This window comes from Paeniclostridium hominis, assembly GCF_014306135.1.
GTDB lineage: Bacteria > Bacillota > Clostridia > Peptostreptococcales > Peptostreptococcaceae > Paraclostridium > Paraclostridium hominis.
The window spans coordinates 51,471-74,342 of sequence record NZ_JACRWD010000001.1 but is presented as its reverse complement, the minus strand read 5'-3'; the positions used below and the strand labels follow the sequence as shown (position 1 = coordinate 74,342).

Below are 22,872 nucleotides of genomic sequence, written 5' to 3'. Positions count from 1 at the left end.
GTACTACCCCCTCCTACTCAATAATTTATTTATTTTTTGGCAAATAATTTTCTATAACAATCATTTCATTACTTGTAAATGCTATTTCTGGATTTATATCATCACTTTTCATATATTCTTCATCTGGAGCTTCTGCTATATAGTTAGCTATTTTTAAAACCATAGGATTTAAATTATTAGCAACTATATAAGCATTTTTATTTCCTTTTGCTCCTGCATGTATAAATCCTTCTACTTTGCCCATAACAACTACATTACCATATGAAACCACTTTAGCTCCAGGTTTTATATTTCCCATTACAACTACACTTCCTGTTGCCATAACCTTACAGCCCGGCTTCATATCAGTCATAACAACTACATCTCCTTCAAATTCAACATTATCTCCAGAACGCATATTGTTTATATACTTAGTTTCATAAACTCCAAATGGTACCTGAATTTCTTCCTCTATAAATTCAATATCAAATCTAGAGGTTATGTCTTCTTTAAGTTGAAGTAATTGTATATCGCTTAAATGATTATAATTTATAGAGTAAATTTTAGCTCCATTGAAAAAACCTACAGAGGATTCTATTTTATCTATTATGCTTTGTCTTATTTCTTCAAAAGAAGCTTTTTTCTTTACATTTACAACTATGCCTCTTTTATTTCCTTTGAACTCTATTAGTTCTTCATTGGTTGCTGCTTTAAAAGACATTTTATACCTCCAAAGCTCTATCTCATTTTATATATTCTTCAAAAAAACTTCAAATCCTTTTATTTTTTTAACTGTGATACAAAATTCATTTCATTATCTTCTTTTGATTTTACAAGTTCTGCTTCTTTATTTGAATCTTCAGCTTGATTTTTATTTTCTTTATCTTTTTCCTTATCTTTTGTTAATCCAAAATATTCACCCATTACTTCTCTTATAGGTAACAAAGCAAGACTACTTGAGTTTCCTTGAGGTAAAACAGTAACTACGGCTATTTCTGGATCATTTGCTGGAGCAAATGCTGCCGCCCAGGCAAAAGATGCATAATCTTGTTTGAATCTATCTATATCTTCATCTTTTATCTTAGGATTTAATTCTTTAATTGCTTTTCTTAAATATCTAGCTTTTGTGCTTTCGCTATTGTCTGGAACAAATTCTGCTTTATCTTTTTCATCTTTTCCAAATAAGCCTTTACTTTCTTTCTCTTTTTGTTCTTTTTCAAATTCTTTTTTAGCTTTTTCATCGTCTTCTTTTTTCATCTTATTAGCTAATTTTACAGCTTCATCTTTAGATACTCCATATGAACCTATATGGTCTAATAAGTATTTATACTCATCTGCAGTAGGTATTTTACCACTTTTTTCTGCAGTTCCTGTTTTTGCTGCAACCTCAACAGGGAAGTTACCAAATATACTTTTACCTGTACCTTGAGTAGAAACAAGTCTCATACCTTTAGTTAAATCTTTAAGTTTTTCACTATTTTTAAATGGTATCTTTTCTACTTTGTTTTCATCTATATCTATATTCATATAGTCGCTAGATATAGTTTTATCTACTACAGATGCTTCTACTAAATTCCCTCCATTAGCTATAGCTGCAATATATCTAGCCATCTGAGCAGGAGTATAAGCATTCTCACCTTGTCCAATCGCTAAGTTGAATGTATCTGCATCAGTCCAGTTACCAAAGTTAAAGTAATTAAATTTAGCTAAATCTGCAATTTCAGTAACTTTATCTTCTTTTACATGAAGCTTTTCTAATCTCTTCATAGTTTCTGTTCTTGATGGATTTTCTTTAGTCCAACTTACAATTTCATTTATTCTCTTTTTATACTCTTCTGGGTCTTTTGCTTTAGTTATATCAGTAAATGCATCTCTCATAGCTTTATCTAAAGCTAATCTAAGAGAATTTTCAGTGTTTTTAAGTTTATCAGTTTGGTTGGGAACCTTTCCTTTACTTTCACCAATTTCCTTATCAAGACCTGTATTGTCATTTAAACCAAATAATCTTGCATATTCTAGTATATCTTTGGCACCAATCTTGACATTAGGATCATTTCCTCCTAACCAGTTTTTACCTGTACCAATTGTATAGAAGTATATATTACAAGACTCTTGTAATGCTTTATATAAAGTCGTGTATCCATGATTTCCTCTTCCGTGATGCCATACATAATCGGCAAAAGGTCTTTTTCCCATATAAATTACACCAGTATCATTTATACCATAATTTGGATTTAGTCCATTATCTAAAGCTGCCATACCAGTTACCATTTTAAATGTAGAACCTGGCTGGAATGCTCCTCTTGTAACTAAGTTACTTAAAGGATTTGCACCTAAAACATCATTAGGATTTTTAGGCTTTAATTTTTCATAGTCCTCAGATGATATTCCAGTTGCGAATAAGTTAGGATCATAGTCTGGATAACTAGACATTGCTAATATGTCTCCAGTTTTAACATCTATAACAACTGTAGCTCCTGATTCCAAATTAGGTGCTGCCTTTCCTGATGCACTATAATCTCCAAATTTACTTTTAAAAGTACCTCCACTTCTTCCGGCCTTAACTACTCTAGCCAATGAGTCATCTGATACTTTTTGTAAATCTTTATCTAAGCTAAGATATACAGTATCTCCTGAAACAGGTGCAGAAGACGCAAGTTCTTTGCTTATTCTTCCTACTGAGTCTACCTCAACTTTTTTGTATCCGTCTTTACCTTTTAATTTGTCTTCATAAAACTTCTCTATACCCGTCTTTCCGACTACATCATTTTTAGTGTATCCACTTTCTCCATTTTCTTGCTTTTGGGCTAACTCTTGTTCTGATATTCTACCCATAGTTCCAAGTACATGTGATGCAAGATTCTTATCAGGGTAGTCTCTTACTGGCTCTACTGCTATAGATACTCCTGGTAATTGCATAGCCCTTTCTTCTATTTGAGATATGGTATCTTGTGTTATATCTTTTGCTATAGTTACTGGTTTATATTGAACAAAACCTTGAGATTTAAGTAAGTCTCTTACAATCATTATACTTCTAGCATCATCATTAGATAAATTGCTAGGTATTTTGTAATATTCTCTTACACCTTTAAAAGCATCTTTTGCATTAGTGTTTATATTATCTATTTTATAAGATTTTAACCAGTCTTCTTTATTTCTTTGCTCTGTAAACTTCCAATCTTTTACTAAAATCGGAGGATATATACCTGCTGAATTTAACTTCTTTTGGATTTCCTCTGGCTTTAAGTCTCTAACAGATGAATCTATTTTATGCTCTTCTATAGCCTTATCCACCATATAATAAAAACTTTGTTTAGCATTGTAATCTAGTGGAATTTTATTTTCCAATTTAAATTCCCTTATTTTTTTATCAAATGTGTAAAAATATTTTCCATTTTCAACGTATATAGGGAATTCATCTAAATATTCTTCCTTATTCTTTTTCAATAAGTTTATTAATTCTAATGAAATTTCATTAGCTCTTGATTTTCCAGATTTATCTTTTTTCTCTATTCCATCCTTAGATATATGAACTGTAAAAGAGTTTCTATTTGTAGCTATAGTACGTCCATATCTATCTTTTATTTCACCTCTTGGTGCTTTTACAGGTATTTCTTTATATGTTTTATTTTTTGCTAATTCATTATAATGCTCATGTTTAAATGTTGTCATATAAGCAATTTTCAAGAAAATTGCACATAATGCCACTACTACTATAAACTTGATTATATCAAGCCTATCAAACTTTTTTTTCTCCATTTAATCACCACTAATCTTTTTTTAGTTTAAGGATTGAGTCCTTAAATACAAAATAAAAAATTAAACTTCCTATACTATTAACAAGTGGTATTGTGCAGATACCTTTTATAAAAATAGTTAAGATATCATATGTTTGATATACGCTTCCTAAAAGAATTATATTTACAATAGAATCTATTAAACTTGATATAAAAACTAAAGCAAAAATAGTTATATAACTATTTTTATATATTTTATCTTTTAGATTACTTATTCCATATGCTACTACAGCTAATACTAATGCATTAACTCCAAATAAACTACCCATAGCGATATCTTTAACAAAACCTAGGAGTATTGCTAAAATACTTGCTTCTACATCCTCTAAATATAATGATATTATAGTTATATAGATAAGAAGAAGGTTAATGCTAACCCCTAAGAAATCTACGTAGTTAGTTATACTTCCTTCTATTATAACTATTAAAATACCTATAAGAAAAAGTAATATTCTTTTCATTTGTAGTTCTCCTTTTAATTTATATTTCTTGGTTCAATAACTACAACATCATCAACGTCTTTGAAATTAACGTATGGCTTTACAACTACGTATTTTAAGCCTTTGTTTTTATCATCAACAACTTTTTCTATTTCTCCTATAGGTATTGACTTAGGATATATTCCTAAACCAGATGTCACTAAAACATCACCAGGAAGTACATCATAAGAAGTCTTAAACATATATCCTTCTAATAAACCTTTTGCTTTATAATTTTCATCTTCATTTGCACCTTGGCTTATTACACCTTTAAATTCTTTATTTTTTAGTAATTGGAAACTAACTGACGATTTAGTATCTAATAAAGATATTGCTTTACTGTAATGATTTGAAACCTCAGTAACAATTCCTACTAATCCTTTTCCATTCATCACAATACTATTTTTTTTGACACCTTCGTCTTTTCCAGCACCTATTACGAAAGATGTATACCAATTTCCATCATTTTTGCTTACAACTTCAGTGCTAATCATAGTATCTTTGTAATCTTCTTCTATAAATTTCAAAGATTTTTTTAAGCTTTGTAATGATTGTGCACTTTGTGCATCTTCTTTTAATTCAATTATTTCTTTTTTTAAATTTTCATTTTCTTTTTCTAATTGTTTTACTTTTTTGGCATTTTCCTTAAATTTAAATATATTTCCTGTACCTTCTTTTATAAATGTAAATCCATTATTTAAACTACCTTCTATTGAAGATATTGTATTTAAGATAAATCCATTTTTTGCAAAACTATCTTTTGAATATCTGCCGATTGACATTCCTACAATTCCAATTAAAGTGATAGCAACTCCTATAGTTGCTATCACTTTAACATTGTATTTTTTATTATTTTTTTTATTTTTACCTAGTTTCACCCTATCACCAACTTTAAATTATCTTCTATCATTCATCATTAATACTTTTTCAAATATTTCTTGGTCTTCTACAGACTTACCAGTACCTAATGCAACGCAGTCTAGTGGATTTTCAGCTATATGAACAGGCATTCCTGTGTGTTCTTTTACTAACTTATCAAGCCCTCTAAGTAAAGCTCCTCCTCCAGTTAACATTATTCCGTTTTCCATTATGTCTGAAGCTAATTCTGGTGGAGTTTTTTCTAAAGTTGATTTTATTCCATCTACTATTGATGTTATAGGCTCTTTTAATGCTTCTCTAACTTGAGTTGATGATATATGCTCAGTTTTTGGAAGACCAGTTACTAAGTCTCTACCTCTTATTTGCATAGTTTCTTCTGCATCATCTTTAAAAGTAGATCCTATTTGTATTTTAACATCTTCTGCAGTTCTTTCACCTATCATTAAGTTATATTCTTTCTTTACATAACTAACTATAGATTCGTCAAACTCATCTCCACCTATTCTTATAGATTTAGCAGTAACTATACCACCTAAAGATATAACAGCTATTTCTGTTGTACCTCCACCTATATCAACAACCATATTTCCTTCTGGTTCTTCTACTCTAAGATTAGCACCTATAGCTGCTGCCATTGGTTCTTCTATAAGATATGCATCTCTTGCTCCTGCTTGTCTAGCAGCTTCTTCTATAGCTCTTTTTTCAACTTCAGTTACTCCAAAAGGTACACATATAGCTATTCTTGGGCTAACAACACCTTTATTTGAAGCAGCTTTTTTTATAAAGTAGCTAAGCATTGCTTGAGTTACATCAAAATCAGCTATAACCCCATCTTTCATAGGTCTTATAGCAACTATATTACCTGGAGTTCTACCTATCATTTTCTTAGCTTCTTCACCTACTGCTAAAACAGATTTACTGTCATCTCTTATTGCTACAACAGATGGTTCTCTAACTACTATCCCTTGACCTTTTATATAAACTAATGTATTTGCTGTTCCTAAGTCTATTCCCATATCTTTAGACATTTTATTAAATCCAAATAACGACTTGAATCCTTTTTTTTCCTTTTTCTCTTTCTTTGCCATAATTTCAAGCTCCTTTCACATAAATCCATCAAATTATCATATTTTCCTTGAAACTGTAATAAAGCCCATCCCCTATTATTATATGGTCAATGACTTCAATACCAATTAATTCGCCACATTTTACTAATCTAGACGTTACATTTTTATCTTCATTAGATGGTTCTATATTTCCAGATGGATGGTTGTGCATAAGAATAATCTTGTTACTACTTCTTTTAATTGCTTCTCTAAACACTTCTCTCGGATGTACCACAGACATATTTAGAGTTCCCACTGATATATCTATATCACAAATTATTTCATTTTTAGTATTTAAAAGAATTATCTTAAATATTTCTTTATTTAAATACCTAAGGCTATCCATATAATATTTATATATATCCCATGGATTTGTGACTTTATATCTTATAGGTTTTGCACTAGATATTCTTATTCCAAGTTCTAAAGATGCTTTTATTTGAGCTGCTTTAGAAATTCCTATCCCATCAATTTCGCATAACTCTTCTATAGTTATATCATTTAACCATCTTATACCTTGACTATCTTTATTAATTATATAATTTGCTAATTCTAAAACACTTTGTTTCTTAGTTCCTGTCCTTAAAATAATTGCCAATAATTCGGCATTAGATAAGCTTTTTTCTCCTTTAGTAAGCATTTTCTCTCTAGGTCGTTCTTCTAATGCCATCTCCTTTACACATAAACTTGATGACCTCATCAAATTAACCTCCTAAGCTTGATAAAAAAGATTTATATCGAAATTCTCTTTAAGGATATCACTTAACTTAGATATAGGTAATCCTACTATGTTAAAATAATCTCCTTTAATTTCTTCTACCAACAAAGCTCCATATCCCTGTATTCCATATGCACCAGCTTTATCTAAACACTCTCCAGTATTTATATAGTCTTTTATATCTTGCTCAGTTAAATTTTTAAATTTAACATCACTTATAACATAGTCTACAATTTTTTTATTTTCTTCCAAATTCACTATACTAATTCCTGTTATTACCTGATGTTTTCTATTAGATAATTTGCTTAACATATTAAAAGCTTCTTTCTCATTTTTAGGCTTTCCTAATATTTCATTATCTAAAACAACAATAGTGTCTGCTCCAATAACTAAATCTTTAGTATTATTAGTAGCAACATCCATACACTTTTCAAATGCTAGTCTCAATACTAGTTGTGTAGGCTCCTCAAAATCAAATATTTTTTCATCTATATCGCTAGTTATAACCGAAAATTTAACCTTTGTATTAGCTAGAATTTCTCTTCTTCTAGGCGATCCTGATGCCAATATTATACTCATTAATTCACCTCTTTTTTAATACCTAATTAGTTTATCACTATATTGTAAAAAATTCAATGTTAATGTCGAACGTTTTTGTTACACTCCGGTTACAATTTTTATTTTTTTACCAAAATAAAGAAGATATGGAAAAACTCCATATCTCTATGATATCCACATTATAAAATTTTAATAGCTTTTTTAGGACATTTTTGAACACAAGCATGGCATCCGACACACTTACTTTCATCTACTTCATGCTTTTCTTTTAGTTCTCCTTTTATTGCATCAAACTTACATTGCTTCTTACATATTGTACACCCGACACACTTATCTTTTTCTATCTGAACTTTTTTTCTTTTACTTAAATCCCCTTTTATAGCTTTTGTCGGACATTTTTCTACACAAACCATACATTGTACACATTTACTGTAATCTATTCTTGCTAATTTATCTTCTATTATTATAGCATCAAATGGACACGACTTAGCACATATACCACATCCTATGCACCCAACACTACATTTTTCCTTTACGCTCTTTCCAAAATCTTTACTATTACATTCTACTACCACTTGATTTTTAACTGGCTTTTCATGTATCAATCCTTTTGGGCAAACTTCCATACATTTTCCGCAAAGAACACATTTATCTTCATCTATTACAGCGACTCCATCTATTATTTTTATAGCATCAAATTTACAAGCATTAACACAAGTACCAAGCCCTAGACATCCATATTTACAAGATTTAGCTCCTCCATTTAATGCATTAGCTGCTTTACAATCTAACATTCCTTCATATGTATATTTGTCTTTAGAAACATCACAATTACCTTTGCAAATAACATTTGCTACTTTTCTCTCTCCTACTTCTGAGGTTACTCCCATTATTTTACCTATCTTTGATGCACAATCACTTCCTCCAACAGGACATCCATTTACTAAAGCTTTTCCTTCTACTATTGCACTTGCTAATCCTCCACACCCTGGGAATCCACATCCCCCACAGTTTGCTCCTGGCAATACTTCAAGTATCTTTTCTACTCTTTCATCCACTTCTACAGCAAACTTTTTAGATGCATATGCAAGTATAGCTCCAAAGATTAAACCCATTACACCTAAAACCAAAATTGAATTAATTATAGCCAATTACTTCGCCCCCTAACTTATAATTTTATAAGTCCTGCAAACCCTAAGAATGCTATAGACATTAAACTTGCTGATATTAAAGTTATAGGAAATCCTTTAAATGTTTCAGGTATATCTGCTAATTCTAATCTCTCTCTTATACCCGCAAATAAAACTATAGCTAAAGTAAATCCTACTCCTGCTCCGAATCCATTTACCATTGTCTCAACTAAATTATAACCATTTTGAACATTAACCAAAGCTATACCTAAAACTGCACAGTTTGTAGTTATTAATGGTAAAAATACACCTAAAGCTTGATATAAAGATGGACTCATCTTTTGTATAACCATTTCAACAAATTGAACTATAGATGCTATTACTAATATAAAAGCTATAGTTTGTAAAAATTGATTATTGGTTATTTCTAATATTCTTTGAACAAAGTAAGTTATAAATGATGCTAATGTTAAAACAAATGTAACTGCAACCCCCATACCTACTGCTGTATCTACTTTTTTAGAAACACCTAGGAATGGACATATTCCTAAGAATTGAGATGTTATAACATTGTTAACTAATACAACACTTAAAAATAAAAGTATTAAATTCATATATCTCCCTCCTAATTAGCTTTTTTAGCTTTTAATTTATTAAACCCTGCAAGTAAAAATCCTAATGTTAGGAAAGCTCCTGGAGGTAATATAAATAATAAAGCTGGTTGGAAAGATGATCCAAATAAAGTAAACCCGAATAAACTTCCATTACCAAGTATTTCTCTTATAGCTCCTAATACAGTTAACGATACTGCAAATCCAAGACCCATACCAATTCCATCAACTGCAGCCTCTACTGGTTTATTTTTAGATGCAAAACTTTCTGCACGTGCTAATATTAAACAGTTAACCACTATTAAAGGTATAAATAGACCTAATGCTTTATCAAGTGCTGGTATATAAGCTTTTAAAAGCATCCCTACCATAGTAACAAATGTTGCTATTACCACTATAAACGCTGGTATTCTTATCTTAGATGGTATAATTTTTCTCATCATAGATATTACTATATTTGAACATATTAAAACTATCGTAGTTGAAAGACCCATACCTAATCCATTTATAGCTGATGTTGTTACAGCAAGAGTTGGACACATACCAATTACTTGAACAAGTGTTGGGTTTTCATCTATTAATCCATTTTTAATTATTTTTCCTAAACCCATTTTCTATGCCCCCGTTCCATTAGTTATTTTTTTAAAGAAGTCTATAGTAGAGTTAACACCTTCTATAACTGATTTAGATGTTATCTTAGCTCCAGAAGCAGATTGAGATTTATCATCTTTGTTAACCTTTTCTTGAACTAAAGATATTTCATCTATTTTTTTTCCTTCTAGCTGATGTGTCAATCCTGTATCAAAAGTAGATTTTAGATGTTCATTATCATTAGTTTTTTCCCCTAACTCTAAACCTTTTATTGTTCCATCTAAAGTTATACCCACTAATATTTCTGTCTTATTTTCATATCCATCTAGTTCTGTTTCAAATATATATCCAATTTTTTTATTTTCATCAAAAACTTCATAAGTAGCTACTATCTTACCTTCTGATTTTCCTTCTATTTTCTTAAATTGTGCATTATCAAATATCTTAACCATAGGCTCATTTGCAAGAGATTGAACATCTTTATTTTGTGAATTGTTTAATAATTGTTCTTTATATAAATTGATAGCTGCATTTACTCCAGAAGTAACAGCATTAGATGTTATTGTAGCCCCAGATATGGCAGCTATGTCATTATCATTACTTGCACTTCCTTTTACAACCATTAAAGGTTTTTCTGTGCTCTTTCCATTAAATTGATCTTTAAATGTTGGTTCTGAAGCCTTAGATCCAAGACCTGGAGTCTCTGAATGATTTCCAACTTTTACTCCTGTAATTTTTCCATCTTTAGATATTCCTATCATAACTTCTATCTTTCCTCCATATCCCTTCGGCGCAGTTTTGATAGTATACCCTACTACTTCATTACCTTTTAATCCCTGATATACTTCCTCTACTAAGTTAGCTTTAACATTATCTAATTGCTTAAATTCTTCAGCTTCTTTAAGTACTTCTTTTCTGGACTCATTATTTGCTTGTATATTTCTTTCTTTTATAACTGGCTCAGTTATATTATTAGTTACACTTAATAATAGGGCTGCTACAGCACATATTAAAAATAATATGCTGCCTAATTTGAATATATCTTTCATTTATTTCGCCACCTCCCCAAACACTTTAGTTTTTGTGTATTTATCTATAAGAGGTGTCATTACATTTACAAATAATATAGAATAAGAGACTCCCTCTGGATATCCTCCATAAAGTCTTATAACTGTTGTTATAACACCAGCTATTATAGCGTATATAATTTGGCCTTTTTTAGTCATAGGTGATGTAGTATAATCTGTTAACATGAAAAATGCACCTAACATAAGTCCTCCTGCTACCATTTGATACATAGCAAATTCAATGTTAAATCCCCCTAATATAAACATTAATATTGCTACAGTGCATATATAAAATACTGGTATAACATAATTTATTATCCCTTTATACATTAAGTATAATCCACCTAGTATAAGAAGTATTGCTGATGTCTCACCTATAGTACCACCTATATTACCAATAAACATATCAAATAATCCTGTTCCACTATCAGTTAAAGTTTGTATACCTTGTGGGCCTGCTTTTAAAAAAGATAGTGGTGTAGCTGTAGTTACAGCATCTATATTTCCTGAACTAACCCAGTTTACACCAGTTTTTGTCCAAGCAGTCATAGCTACTGGAAATGATGCTAATAAAAATGCCCTAGCTGCTAAAGCAGGGTTTACAAAGTTATTACCAAGTCCTCCAAACACCATTTTTACCACTATTATCGCAAATGCTGCACCTGCTAAACACATCCACCAAGGAAGAGATGCTGGTACGTTAAATGCAAGTAATAATCCTGTTACAACGGCTGAAAAATCCCCTATTGTCGACTCTTTCTTACTTAGCTTTTGACATAACCATTCAAATCCTACTGATCCTAATATACACCAAAATATTACATTTATAGCACTTAGTCTAAAAAAGTATACCCCTGCTAATGTAGCTGGTAAAAGAGCTATTATAACTTGCTTCATTATATATGATGTATCTTCATTACTTCTCACATGTGGAGAAGATGACACTATTAGTTTGCTATCCATCATATTTCCCCCTAACTTTATTTACTTATTGATTGTTTTCTTTTTAGTGAAATTATTTCTTTTTTAGCTACCCTAATTGATTGAAGTAGAGGTCTTCTTGCTGGACAAATAAATGAGCAAGATCCACACTCTATACAATCTAATGCTTTATACTTTTCAGATGATTCATAATCACCTTTTATACTATATGCACTTATGTACAATGGTTGTAAAAATGCTGGACATACATCTAGACATTTACCACATCTTAAACAATTTTTAGGTTTAGGAGTGCTCGCTTCGATTTTATCTAGACATAATATTCCTGACGTGCCTTTATTTGTAGGTATGTTTATTGTATGCTGAGCTATTCCCATCATAGGTCCACCCATTATAACTTTTCCTAGTTCTTTTTCTTTATTAAATCCACCACACTGATCAATAATTTCTGAGAAAAGAGTTCCCACTTTAGTTACAAGATTTTTTGGTTCTTGTATACAACTTCCAGTTATAGTTGTTATCCTTTCTATAAGTGGCATGCCTGTTTTTATAGTTTTAGCTATCTGAGCAGCAGTTCCCACATTATTAACTACAGCTCCTGCATCCATCGGTAACCCACCTGATGGAACTTCCCTTTTTGTGCATGCATAAATAAGTTGCTTCTCTGCACCCTGAGGATATTTAACCTCAAGTTCTACAACTTCTATATCATTATAGTTTTTAGCTACATTTGATATTGCATTTATAGCATCTGGCTTATTTACTTCTATACCAATATAACCTTTTCCCACATTTAATGCTTTCATAAGGACTCTTAATCCAAATACAACATCTTCTGGATTTTCAACCATTAATCTATGATCTGCTGTTAAATATGGTTCACATTCTGCACCATTTAATATTACAAAATCTATTTTCTTATCTGGTGGTGGAGATATTTTTACATGCGTTGGAAATGTTGCTCCTCCCATACCAACAATTCCTGCTTCTTTAATAATTTCTACTATCTCTTCTTTCCCTAGTTCATCTAAACTCCCCTTTGGTTTAACGCTTTCATGAATGGAATTTTGGAAATCATTTTCAACAACTATACACGTACTTATTCCTCCAGGTACCTCCATATCTTTTATAGAGATTACTTTTCCAGATATAGATGAGTGAATATTTGCAGATACAAATCCTTGCATCTGACCAATCTTTTCCCCTACCTTTACTTCATCTCCTACTTTTACTATAGGTTTAGCTGGAGCACCTATATGTTGTTGCATAGAAATATATACTATTTTAGGATCATTAGCTTTTTCTAATGCCTTGCTATTTGTATACTCCTTTCTATACGGAGGGTGTATTCCTCCTTTGAAAGTTAAGAGCTTCATTCTTTTACCCCCTTATAACTTAATTTAAACTTTTTTCTAATATAAGTATACTATAACAATTGTAAAATATTAACTATCGTTAAAAAAATATCTTATTTTGAAACAAATTCCAACTTTTTGTGACTTATTTTTCTGATTTTATAAAAAATAAAAAAGTTGTTTTTTAACAACTTTTTAAATAGTTTTTATAGAATTAACAAAACTATAGTATTCTTGCATAGATGACATAAATAAGCTTTTACTTATATAATATTGATCTTTTTCTACATTTTTTAAACTTTCATTTGATTTATCTTTTACTGATTTTATATATACACTTAAATTTTCTTTAAATCCCTTCATACCTTTATAATTTATTTTCTTTGTATGTTTTTCAAGCTTACTTAAAATTTCTAATTTATTATTAATTATTTTTTTATAATCTGCTTTATTTATATCATTTTCACTTTTATCCCAAAAACTTGATTCTTCTTTAAAGTTATTTATTAGTTCATTTAAATCATTACATATATCTTCTACGTATGCATATTTTTCTGTATATTCTAAACTTAATAATGGAACTTCTAATTTACTTATAAATGCATCTGAGAAATCTTTTTTTATATTCTCCAATTGTTTTCTACTTTCTTCTTCTTTAAATGATATGGAGGTTTGAACTTTTTTTATATTATCTATGTCTACAATTGAAAAAGGAATTTTTAATTCATTTAGTTTATCTTTTATTTTATTTAATTCTTCTTTATTATCTATTGCTGCTATTTGAATTGAATACATATCCCAATTTGCTACAGTAGCTAATTTAGAATTTTCACTTTTAACCGCTGATGCAGTTTCTTTGCTTTTATCAGATTTATCTACCAAATCATCATAAGAAAACTCTTGGATATTTGATTCTTTTTTATCAAATAAATTTAAGTTGCTTATTTTTTCAGATAAACTAAAATCTTTAGATTTTATAAATAAAATTCCCCCAGCTATACTAACTATAACTAGTCCCAAAGTAAATCCCTTAGCCACATTATTTCTTCTTTTATTAATACCTCTATATATGTTTCTTCTTTTATTCATTAGTTTGTCCCCCCATATAAATATATTTACTAAATATATATTCATTTAAAATATATTTATTCCTATATTTTCAACTTTGCTACTATAGGAAAATGATCTGACATATTCTTTATCAAAACATCATAGTAGTCAACTTCAATATCTGGTGAAACAAGCATATAGTCAATTCTATCAAGTGAAGTTGCATATGTTAATACATTGTCTTTGTTAAACTGTATAGCAACATCTTTAAATACTTCTTTATTTATTTTAATATTACTTTGATTAAAGTCTCCTGTAACTATATATGGATCATTTAAGGTTTTTACAAATTGCTCTACCTCAGCTAATTGCTTTTCTCTTTCTTTTTCACTTAATCCTAAATGTAGATTTATAATATTTAATTTCCTTCCAAATCCAAGTCTTACTACTGTATGCAACATTCCTCTTTGTTCTGTTTGACTGCTCAAATATATATGATCTTGACTTATTATTTTGTATTTAGAATATGTTGCAAGTCCATAATTTGACCCTAGCTTTACTACATTTGCTCCAAAGTGTGAATACATTTCTAAATCTTCTTTTAAACTACTTACTTGAAATCCTGCTTTTGCTGACTCATTAACCTCTTGTAAACATATTATGTCTGCATTTTCTATTCTTAAAAAATCTATTATATCAAATAAGCTAGGAAACATATCTTCATTTAATCCACTATGTATATTATAACTAACTACCTTTACTTCTTTTTTAGGAGTAAATTTGTTTATTTCAAAAAAGCAGCCTGCTATAATCATAATAATTATTACTAATATAACTCCTACCTTTTTTAACACTTTATAATCATCTCCTGACTTATCAAAATCTAGTAAGTTACTGTTGAAAAAATTAAGACGCTAAATTCATAGCGCCTTAATGTTTAATTTTACTTAGTTTATCCTTAATTATGCAGTTTATAACTTTTTTCCTAATATCTTCTGCTCCTTCACTTTCATTAGTTTCTATATTCAATATTCTTGCAATAGACTTCATATCATTTCTGGCTCTAGATCTATACTCCTCAATTAAGTGAGTTTTTATATTTTCAGGTTCAAGTACATAATCATTATCATCTTTAAAGTAATACACATACTTTTTATTGTAATAATCTTTGTTTAAATATATATGATTTGCAATTTGCTTTAATATTGATTTATATGATTGTTTTTTATTAACTTCTAACTGTAGGTATTTAGCAAATTTTATAAGTTCTAATTTAGATTTAAATATCTCTTCATTTTTTATTAATTTTCCTATATCATTAAAACCTTCTTGACATGATCCTTTTTTTATAATCTTCTTATATTTTTGTATATCTAATGATTCTTCATTAAACTCATTTAAGCTATCATCTATTATTGAGTTTACTTTACCTTCAATATATCTCATAGCACCTTTATTAGATGCAGACCTTTGAAGTTCTTCTTGGGTCATATCAAGTATAATTTTTTTTAAATCTTCATTATACTCTCTAGATTCCATGATAACCCCCCTTTAGTTACTTTTATTATATTCTTTAAATATATAAAAGTGACTTTATATGAGGTTTTAATATAAAGATTGTAAAACCTCATATTTAATATTATGTTTTAATTTTATGTTATATTATTTTTTATTAAAATTTATTTATTAATTATTTTTTATAAATTACGTATATATTTTCTAATTTGGCAAATACTATAAATGTAAATCAAACATACTCAATCTCCCCATTTTAGACTTCTATTATTTCCCCCAATAGAAGTCTTTTTTTTACGAATTATTATATTTTTAAATTTTAAAAACATTATTGTGCTAAAATATTAATAGGGATAAGATTTTAATAAACAGGAGGATAAGTCATGAATATAAATATTATAGGTGTACCTACTTTTTATGGATGTGATAAGTTAGGACCTCAACTTGGTCCAGACAAACTACGTGAAAAAGGAATAATTTCTAAAATCAAACAATACAATCACAATGTATTTGATATTGGTAACATCTATGTAAAAGAAGTTAATGAAAACGAAAAATTAACTTCAAATCCTGATATGAAATATTTTGAAGCACTAATTGAAATAAATAATAACCTTGCACACGTAGTTAATTGTTCTTTAGCTTCTAATTGCTTTCCACTAATAATTGGTGGAGACCATTCAATAGCCCTTGGAAGCATTTCTGGAGTTAGCAAATTTTTCAATAAAAAATTTGCAATAGTATGGTTTGATGCACATGGTGATATTAATACATTTGAGACATCTGAATCTAAAAATGTTCATGGAATGCCATTAGCTTCTTTAATGGGATATGGTCATTCTAAACTTAAAGATTTATATTATAAAGATACAAAAGTAAAAGAAGATAATGTATACCATATAGGTGGACGTGATATAGATTTTGGAGAAAAAGAATTTATCAAAAATACTGACATGAATATGTATTATCCTCAAGATTTATCTAAAAAAGGGTTGGATACAATAATAGATGACATTTTAGATAATATACATAATAAAGATATAAATGCTATTCACATAAGCTTTGACTTAGACTTTATTGATTCAAAGTTTGTTCCTGGAACAGGCACTAGGGTTGATAATGGACTTACTGTTAATGATTCTAAATATTTATTAGCTAAACTAGCTAAATCAGGTTTAGTAAAGTCTATGGATTTAGTTGAACTTAATCCTATGTTAGATATAAATGATACTACTGCTGATATAGCACTAGATATAATAGACAGTGTATTTAAAAATTTAAAATAAATAAAAATACCAGTAATTTTACTGGTATTTTTTATTTATTATTCTATTCCTTTTAATTCATATCCTAAATCTTCTACAACTTCTTTTAGCATATCTTTTGATACAGTTTCATCAACATCAACTAAAGCATATTTACCTTCTAAACTAACTTCTATTACATTTACTCCTTGTATATCTTCTTCAAGTGCTTCCTTTAAATGTCTTACACAATTCATGCAAGTCATTCCATCTACTAATAATTTTTTTCTCATAATCTTACCACCTTTTATTTGTTATTGTTCTAAATTCAAATGATAAATACCTTCATATATATCAAAATCATTAGGTTTTAAATTACCTTCTACTCTTTTATTTGTTACTAGATAATCATCAGTTATAGCTAAACTTATAAAAGCTACTTTATCTCTAGTATATTTTTGAATAGATTTATATATAGATTTAGTATTATCTATATTATTTGAATTTCTTAAAGAATTTAGATACCCTGTTAGCTTTTCATCTGTATATCCACTATAATTAATTACATCTGTTGCATCAGGTACAGGAGATAACTCCCATCCAATCAATGCTAAATCATACTCTTTTTTATCAAGTGCACTTGATAATTCATTTCCCTCAAGTTCAACTATTGTAGATTTTATGCCTATATCATTTAAATTTTCTTTTATCATATAAGCTGATTTTACTCTTTCTCTATTTTTCTTGTTTACAAGAATTTTTAAATTTAACCTTTCTATTTCTTCCTTTAAATTCTTCTTCCTTTCATTTTCTTTTTGCTCTTTATCTACTTTATCCTCATTTTTATCTGTATTTTCTTTTTTATCTTTTTCATTTTGTTTTTTATTAGTTTCATCTTTTTTATCATCTGATTTTGTATCAACTATATTATTTAGTTTATCAATATCAATTTTACTTAAATATTCTTTTGACTTTTTAATATTATAATCTAATGCTTTTATACTATCATCATAATACTTTGATTTTGAATGTAGTGGAAAATTAACCATAGATGCTTTACCTAGATATGATTCTTTTAAAATTTTATTCCTATCTATAGCGTGTGCAATTGCTTTTCTAAAATTAATATCTTTCATGATATTGTTTCCGTAATTAAATACTATGTATTCATATCCTCTACCTTCATAATTTGTTATTTTAAATTGTTTTGCTTGAAACTGACTTAAATCACTTAATGATACTTTAGTTATATCACTTGATAATGCTAAAGTCATAGCTACCTGAGCTTCTTCATCCGGCACTATTATTACATTTATTTCCTTTTTAGCATCCTTTATTTTATCTTTATCATAATAATCTTCATTAAGAGTAAGTATCATATTAGATCTATCATCAAATTTTGCAATTTTGTACGGACCTGTTCCATCCATATTTTTTCTATAGTCATTTAATTCATTATTGTTTAATCCACTTAACTGTTTTTCGCTGACTATAGGGAATATTAATGTATCTATTGAAAAAGCATATGGTTGTTTAAGATTTATTTTTAAATTGTTACTATCAATAGTAGATACTGATTCTATATTATCAACTAAAGGTTTATATGGACTAGATTCTGATCTCTTTATTAAGTTCACAGTAAATTCAACATCTTCAGATGTTAAAGGTTTTTTATCATGCCACTTAGCATCCTTTAACTTTATATTTATACTCTTACCATCTGATGATACTGAATAACTATCTACCAACTGCGGTACCACATTATAATCACTATCTATAGTAAACAGGCTATCATAAACCAAATCCATTATATATCCAACAGATTGTTCATTATTATTTATAGGATTTATAGTTTTAGGATTTACCATTGATAAATGTATATATTCTGAGTTGTTAGATGTAGTATCATATTTTTCTGAATTTTTATCTTTATTACTATTTTTATTACATCCTGAAATAGACAGTATCATAATAATAATAATCGTTAATACCTTAATTTTTTTCATTTGATTCTTCCTCTCTATATAATGCCTTGTAAACTAAGTAGTTTTCTTTTACTTTCTTTAAATAATTTTTAGTTTCATTAAATGGTATATTGTGTAACTTACTACCATCATGACTATATTCTGTATTACTTAACCACTTATTTACATTACCTGAACCTCCATTGTAGGCCGCTATCACCAGTTCTAGATCATTAAACTCTTTATATAACTTGCTTAAATACCAACAGCCTATTTTTATATTTGTTTGCGGATCAAATATATCTACTTTTTCTAAATTCAATTCATCTTTTGCCCATTTTTGTGTCATATCACTTATTTGCATCAAACCTTTAGCTTTCCTTCTAGATACGGCCTTTTTATTAAATTTACTTTCCACTTTCATTATACTGTAAACTAAATTTTCATCAATATCAAATTCCTTTGAATAAGTCTGAACATATTCTTTATAAAATCTTGGATGTAATAATTTTAATACAAATTTTTTTTCAATACATACCCATCCTAAAACTAATAACATAAAGACTATAAATATAATTATAAATCTTTTTTTATTCACACCAATTCTCCTTTATATATGCTATTAGTTTATTAGCTTTATATTTTAAATCATTCATATCCCCAGAATTATCTATTATATAATCTCCAAACTTTAATTTTTCATCTTGACTCATCTGAGATTTAATACGACTGATTGCTTCTTCTCTTGTAAAATTGTCTCTACTTAAAATTCTATCTATTTGTGTTTTCTCATCACAAGTTATAACTATTAGTTTGTCGACTAAATCTAGAAAATTCCCTTCTACTAATAAAGCTGCATCAACTATTACTATATTTCTATTATTAGCTTTTATATCCTCTATCCTTTTTTTTATCTCTTTTTTTATAGCAGGATGAGTTATATTATTTAGTTTTATCAACTTTTCATCATTAGCAAATACAATTGACCCTAATTTTTTTCGATCTAAAGACCCATCTTCTCTTTTTATTTGTTCGCCAAAACTATTAAATATCTCAGTTAACAATGATTTTTTATCCATTATTTCTCTGGATATAATATCAGCATCGATTACATCTATAGAGTTTTGTCTTAGTATTTCTGATAAACTACTTTTTCCACATCCAATATTTCCAGTTAGACCTACTACTACCATTTTACCACCTACTTTGTTTCATACCAAGAATCTCCAACATTTAAGTCTACATCTAAATTAACATCCATCGATACAGCATGTTCCATCTCTTCTTTAACAATCCTTGATACTATTTCTAATTCATCTTCACAACACTCTATTATAAGTTCATCGTGTACTTGAAGTATTAATTTTGATTTTAAATTCTTTTCTTCTAGTTTTTTATATACATTAACCATAGCTATTTTTATTATATCTGCTGCACTACCTTGTATAGGTGCATTCATAGCTAGCCTTTTACCTAAATTTCTAACCACTACATTTCCAGAATTTATTTCAGGTATATATCTTCTTCTATTTAAAATAGTTTTTACATATCCATCTCTTTTAGCTTCTTCTATAGTGTTATCCATGTATGTTTTTATATCTTCATACGTATTTAAATAACTATCTATATACATTTTAGCTTCTTTTACTGGTATATGAAGATTTTGTGATAAACCAAAATCACTTATACCATATACTATACCAAAATTTACTGCCTTTGCAGCACTTCTTTTTTCACTTGTTACATCTTTTATATCAATCCCAAAAACTTGAGATGCTGTTTTTGTATGTATATCAACATTATGATTAAATGCATCTATCATATGCTCATCTTGACTCATATGAGCCAATACTCTTAATTCTATTTGAGAATAATCTGCATCAACCAACTTACAATTATCATCTGCTATAAATACTTTTCTTATGTTTCTACCTAACTCTAATCTTACCGGTATATTTTGAAGATTAGGTTCTGTAGATGAAATTCTACCTGTTGTTGTTATCGTTTGGTTAAATGAAGAATGTATTCTTTTACTTATAGGATTTATTATATTTATTAATCCATCTACATAAGTAGACTTTAATTTTACAATTTGTCTATACTCAGTTATTTTGTCTATTATTTCATGTTTATCTCTTAATTTTTCTAGTACCTCAGCATTAGTTGAATATCCAGTTTTAGTTTTCTTTATAACTGGTAATTCCAACTTCTCAAATAATATAACTCCTAATTGCTTAGGTGAGTTAATATTAAATTCCTCTCCTGCAAGTTTATATATTTCTTGTTCTAATTTATCTATAGATAATTTAAATTCTTCACCTAATTCTATTAATTTATCCTTATCTACCATTACTCCTTCGTATTCCATATATCCTAAAACTTCAACCAAAGGCATTTCTACATGATAGAATAAACCATCCATATCCATATCATTTAGTTTTTCTTCCATTTTAGAAACTACGTTTTCAATAAGATTAACTATACTTCCTATATGATTATTTAATTCTTCTTTATCTAAATCTTCATATTTTTTAGCCTTTACACCTTTTCCTAATAGCTCTTCCATAGATTTTATTTTTTGTCCAAAATAATTCATAGCTATAGAATCATATGTATAATTAGAGCTACTTGAGTCTATAAGGTATTCAGCTATAGATATATCAAAATACATATTATTTAAAGATATATCATATGGTCTTAATGCTATATAATCTGCTTTTAAGTCATATCCATATTTTCTTATATCTTTATCTATTAATATATTTTTTACTTCATCTATTTGATTTTCATTTATGTAGTATATATCTTCTCCGTTTACACTTAAGTAAATAGATATTATATTTTTTTCAAGTATATTACCACTTTTCTTAACTGTCTTTAAAATCAACTTACCTTTACTTTTTACTTCTTTAATAAATTCAGATATATCTTCAAGATGTTCTACATTTATTTTTAACTCTTTAGATTCTCCATTTTCTTGTGAATTTTCTCCTAATCTTGCTATTAAACTATTAAAACCTAGTTCATTAAAAACTTCAATTAATCTAGATTTATCATAATCCCCAAATATTAATTCATCTAAATTAACTTCTATAGGAACATCTCTAATAATAGTTGCTAATCTCTTGCTCATTATCGCCAATTCTTTATTTTCTTGAAGTTTCTTCTTTGGACTACCTTTTATACTATCTATATTTTCGATTATATTCTCAATACTACCAAATTCTTTTATAAGTTTTATCCCTGTTACTTCTCCAATTCCAGGTACTCCTGGTATATTATCTGACTTATCTCCCATAAGTCCTTTTAAGTCTATAAATTGAGTTGGAGTCATTTGATATTTTTTCATAACTTCATCAAAGTCATATTCTTCTACTTCTCCTACACCTTTTTTAGTTATAAGTGTAGTCGTAGTGTTTGATGCTAATTGTATAGCATCTTTATCTCCTGTAACTATATATACTTTATATCCTTCTTGCTCTGCTTTTAATGATACTGTACCAATTATATCATCAGCTTCATAGCCTTCTAATTCTAATCTATTTATATTAAAAGCATCCAATAAATTTTTTAATGGTTCTAGCTGTTCTCTTAATTCATCTGGCATCTTCTTTCTACCAGCTTTATATTCTTTATATTCTAAATGTCTAAAAGTCGGAGCTTTTTTATCAAATGCAACACTTATATGTGTAGGTTTGTACACTTCTATTATCTTAAATAACATAGTTGTAAATCCATATATAGCATTTGTATGTAAGCCTTGTTTATTAGTCAAGTCAGGTAATGCATAAAAAGCTCTATTAACTATTGAGTTTCCATCTATTATAACTAAAGTTTTATCCAAGTTTATCACTCCTAATTATTTATCCTTTGTATTATTGCCAATT

22 protein-coding genes are annotated in these 22,872 nt (G+C 28.4%); 1 reads left to right on the top strand and 21 read right to left on the bottom strand.

Annotation, left to right across the window (positions count from 1 at the left end):
* Positions 1 to 25: 25 nt before the first annotated feature.
* From H8891_RS00330 to H8891_RS00255, 16 genes are all read right to left on the bottom strand, one after another.
* Positions 26 to 700, bottom strand: coding sequence for a septum site-determining protein MinC (locus tag H8891_RS00330; RefSeq protein ID WP_187004737.1), 675 nt, complete (start codon positions 698 to 700; stop codon positions 26 to 28).
* A gap of 59 nt (positions 701 to 759) precedes the next feature.
* Positions 760 to 3,738 carry a penicillin-binding transpeptidase domain-containing protein gene (locus H8891_RS00325; RefSeq protein WP_187004736.1) on the bottom strand — a complete coding sequence of 993 codons (2,979 nt, stop codon included), beginning with the start codon at positions 3,736 to 3,738 and terminating at the stop codon, positions 760 to 762.
* A gap of 10 nt (positions 3,739 to 3,748) precedes the next feature.
* Entirely contained in the window at positions 3,749 to 4,237 is a 489-nt protein-coding gene (mreD, locus tag H8891_RS00320) for a rod shape-determining protein MreD (RefSeq protein ID WP_187004735.1), read from the bottom strand.
* A gap of 14 nt (positions 4,238 to 4,251) precedes the next feature.
* Positions 4,252 to 5,133, bottom strand: coding sequence for a rod shape-determining protein MreC (gene mreC / locus H8891_RS00315; RefSeq protein ID WP_147546203.1), 882 nt, complete (start codon positions 5,131 to 5,133; stop codon positions 4,252 to 4,254).
* A gap of 18 nt (positions 5,134 to 5,151) precedes the next feature.
* Entirely contained in the window at positions 5,152 to 6,222 is a 1,071-nt protein-coding gene (locus H8891_RS00310; protein WP_147546201.1) for a rod shape-determining protein, read from the bottom strand.
* Positions 6,223 to 6,250: 28 nt separating this feature from the next.
* Positions 6,251 to 6,910 carry a RadC family protein gene (radC, locus tag H8891_RS00305; RefSeq protein WP_147546607.1) on the bottom strand — a complete coding sequence of 220 codons (660 nt, stop codon included), beginning with the start codon at positions 6,908 to 6,910 and terminating at the stop codon, positions 6,251 to 6,253.
* Positions 6,911 to 6,952: 42 nt separating this feature from the next.
* Positions 6,953 to 7,537 (bottom strand): Maf family protein, encoded by a 585-nt coding sequence (locus H8891_RS00300; RefSeq protein ID WP_147546199.1) that lies wholly within the window; start codon positions 7,535 to 7,537, stop codon positions 6,953 to 6,955.
* 158 nt (positions 7,538 to 7,695) lie between these two features.
* A complete protein-coding gene (locus H8891_RS00295; RefSeq protein WP_187004734.1) occupies positions 7,696 to 8,667 on the bottom strand; it encodes an RnfABCDGE type electron transport complex subunit B in 972 nt (323 codons plus the stop codon).
* A 17-nt stretch (positions 8,668 to 8,684) separates the two neighbouring features.
* Entirely contained in the window at positions 8,685 to 9,260 is a 576-nt protein-coding gene (rsxA, locus tag H8891_RS00290) for an electron transport complex subunit RsxA (RefSeq protein WP_147546195.1), read from the bottom strand.
* 11 nt (positions 9,261 to 9,271) lie between these two features.
* Positions 9,272 to 9,868, bottom strand: coding sequence for an electron transport complex subunit RsxE (gene rsxE, locus H8891_RS00285; RefSeq protein WP_187004733.1), 597 nt, complete (start codon positions 9,866 to 9,868; stop codon positions 9,272 to 9,274).
* Positions 9,869 to 9,871: 3 nt separating this feature from the next.
* Positions 9,872 to 10,897 carry an RnfABCDGE type electron transport complex subunit G gene (locus H8891_RS15550; protein WP_187004732.1) on the bottom strand — a complete coding sequence of 342 codons (1,026 nt, stop codon included), beginning with the start codon at positions 10,895 to 10,897 and terminating at the stop codon, positions 9,872 to 9,874.
* Positions 10,898 to 11,878 (bottom strand): RnfABCDGE type electron transport complex subunit D, encoded by a 981-nt coding sequence (locus H8891_RS00275; RefSeq protein ID WP_187004731.1) that lies wholly within the window; start codon positions 11,876 to 11,878, stop codon positions 10,898 to 10,900. It abuts the gene before it with no gap.
* 17 nt (positions 11,879 to 11,895) lie between these two features.
* Positions 11,896 to 13,233, bottom strand: coding sequence for an electron transport complex subunit RsxC (rsxC, locus tag H8891_RS00270; protein ID WP_187004730.1), 1,338 nt, complete (start codon positions 13,231 to 13,233; stop codon positions 11,896 to 11,898).
* 174 nt (positions 13,234 to 13,407) lie between these two features.
* Positions 13,408 to 14,301 carry a hypothetical protein gene (locus tag H8891_RS00265; protein WP_187004729.1) on the bottom strand — a complete coding sequence of 298 codons (894 nt, stop codon included), beginning with the start codon at positions 14,299 to 14,301 and terminating at the stop codon, positions 13,408 to 13,410.
* A 62-nt stretch (positions 14,302 to 14,363) separates the two neighbouring features.
* Positions 14,364 to 15,116, bottom strand: coding sequence for an endonuclease/exonuclease/phosphatase family protein (locus tag H8891_RS00260; protein ID WP_330604950.1), 753 nt, complete (start codon positions 15,114 to 15,116; stop codon positions 14,364 to 14,366).
* A 76-nt stretch (positions 15,117 to 15,192) separates the two neighbouring features.
* A complete protein-coding gene (locus tag H8891_RS00255; protein WP_187004728.1) occupies positions 15,193 to 15,801 on the bottom strand; it encodes a hypothetical protein in 609 nt (202 codons plus the stop codon).
* A 359-nt stretch (positions 15,802 to 16,160) separates the two neighbouring features.
* Between H8891_RS00255 and rocF the strand changes: the two genes are divergently transcribed.
* Complete coding sequence (rocF, locus tag H8891_RS00250) at positions 16,161 to 17,063, top strand: arginase (RefSeq protein ID WP_187004727.1); 903 nt, start codon at positions 16,161 to 16,163, stop codon at positions 17,061 to 17,063.
* A gap of 38 nt (positions 17,064 to 17,101) precedes the next feature.
* Here rocF and H8891_RS00245 read toward each other — a convergent pair whose 3' ends face one another.
* The 5 genes from H8891_RS00245 to polA are packed head-to-tail and all read right to left on the bottom strand — an operon-like array spanning position 17,102 to position 22,829.
* Complete coding sequence (locus tag H8891_RS00245) at positions 17,102 to 17,314, bottom strand: heavy-metal-associated domain-containing protein (RefSeq protein ID WP_147546179.1); 213 nt, start codon at positions 17,312 to 17,314, stop codon at positions 17,102 to 17,104.
* A gap of 21 nt (positions 17,315 to 17,335) precedes the next feature.
* Entirely contained in the window at positions 17,336 to 19,027 is a 1,692-nt protein-coding gene (locus H8891_RS00240) for an ABC transporter substrate-binding protein (protein ID WP_187004726.1), read from the bottom strand.
* The gene (locus H8891_RS00235; protein WP_187004725.1) at positions 19,014 to 19,583 is read right to left on the bottom strand and encodes a transglycosylase SLT domain-containing protein; all 570 of its coding nucleotides are present in this window, start codon (positions 19,581 to 19,583) and stop codon (positions 19,014 to 19,016) included. Before H8891_RS00235 ends, H8891_RS00240 begins: the two co-directional genes overlap by 14 nt.
* The gene (gene coaE / locus H8891_RS00230) at positions 19,576 to 20,178 is read right to left on the bottom strand and encodes a dephospho-CoA kinase (protein WP_187004724.1); all 603 of its coding nucleotides are present in this window, start codon (positions 20,176 to 20,178) and stop codon (positions 19,576 to 19,578) included. The genes H8891_RS00235 and coaE overlap by 8 nt, the downstream gene beginning before the upstream one ends.
* A gap of 8 nt (positions 20,179 to 20,186) precedes the next feature.
* Positions 20,187 to 22,829 carry a DNA polymerase I gene (polA, locus tag H8891_RS00225; RefSeq protein WP_187004723.1) on the bottom strand — a complete coding sequence of 881 codons (2,643 nt, stop codon included), beginning with the start codon at positions 22,827 to 22,829 and terminating at the stop codon, positions 20,187 to 20,189.
* Between the last annotated feature and the right edge of the window lie 43 nt (positions 22,830 to 22,872).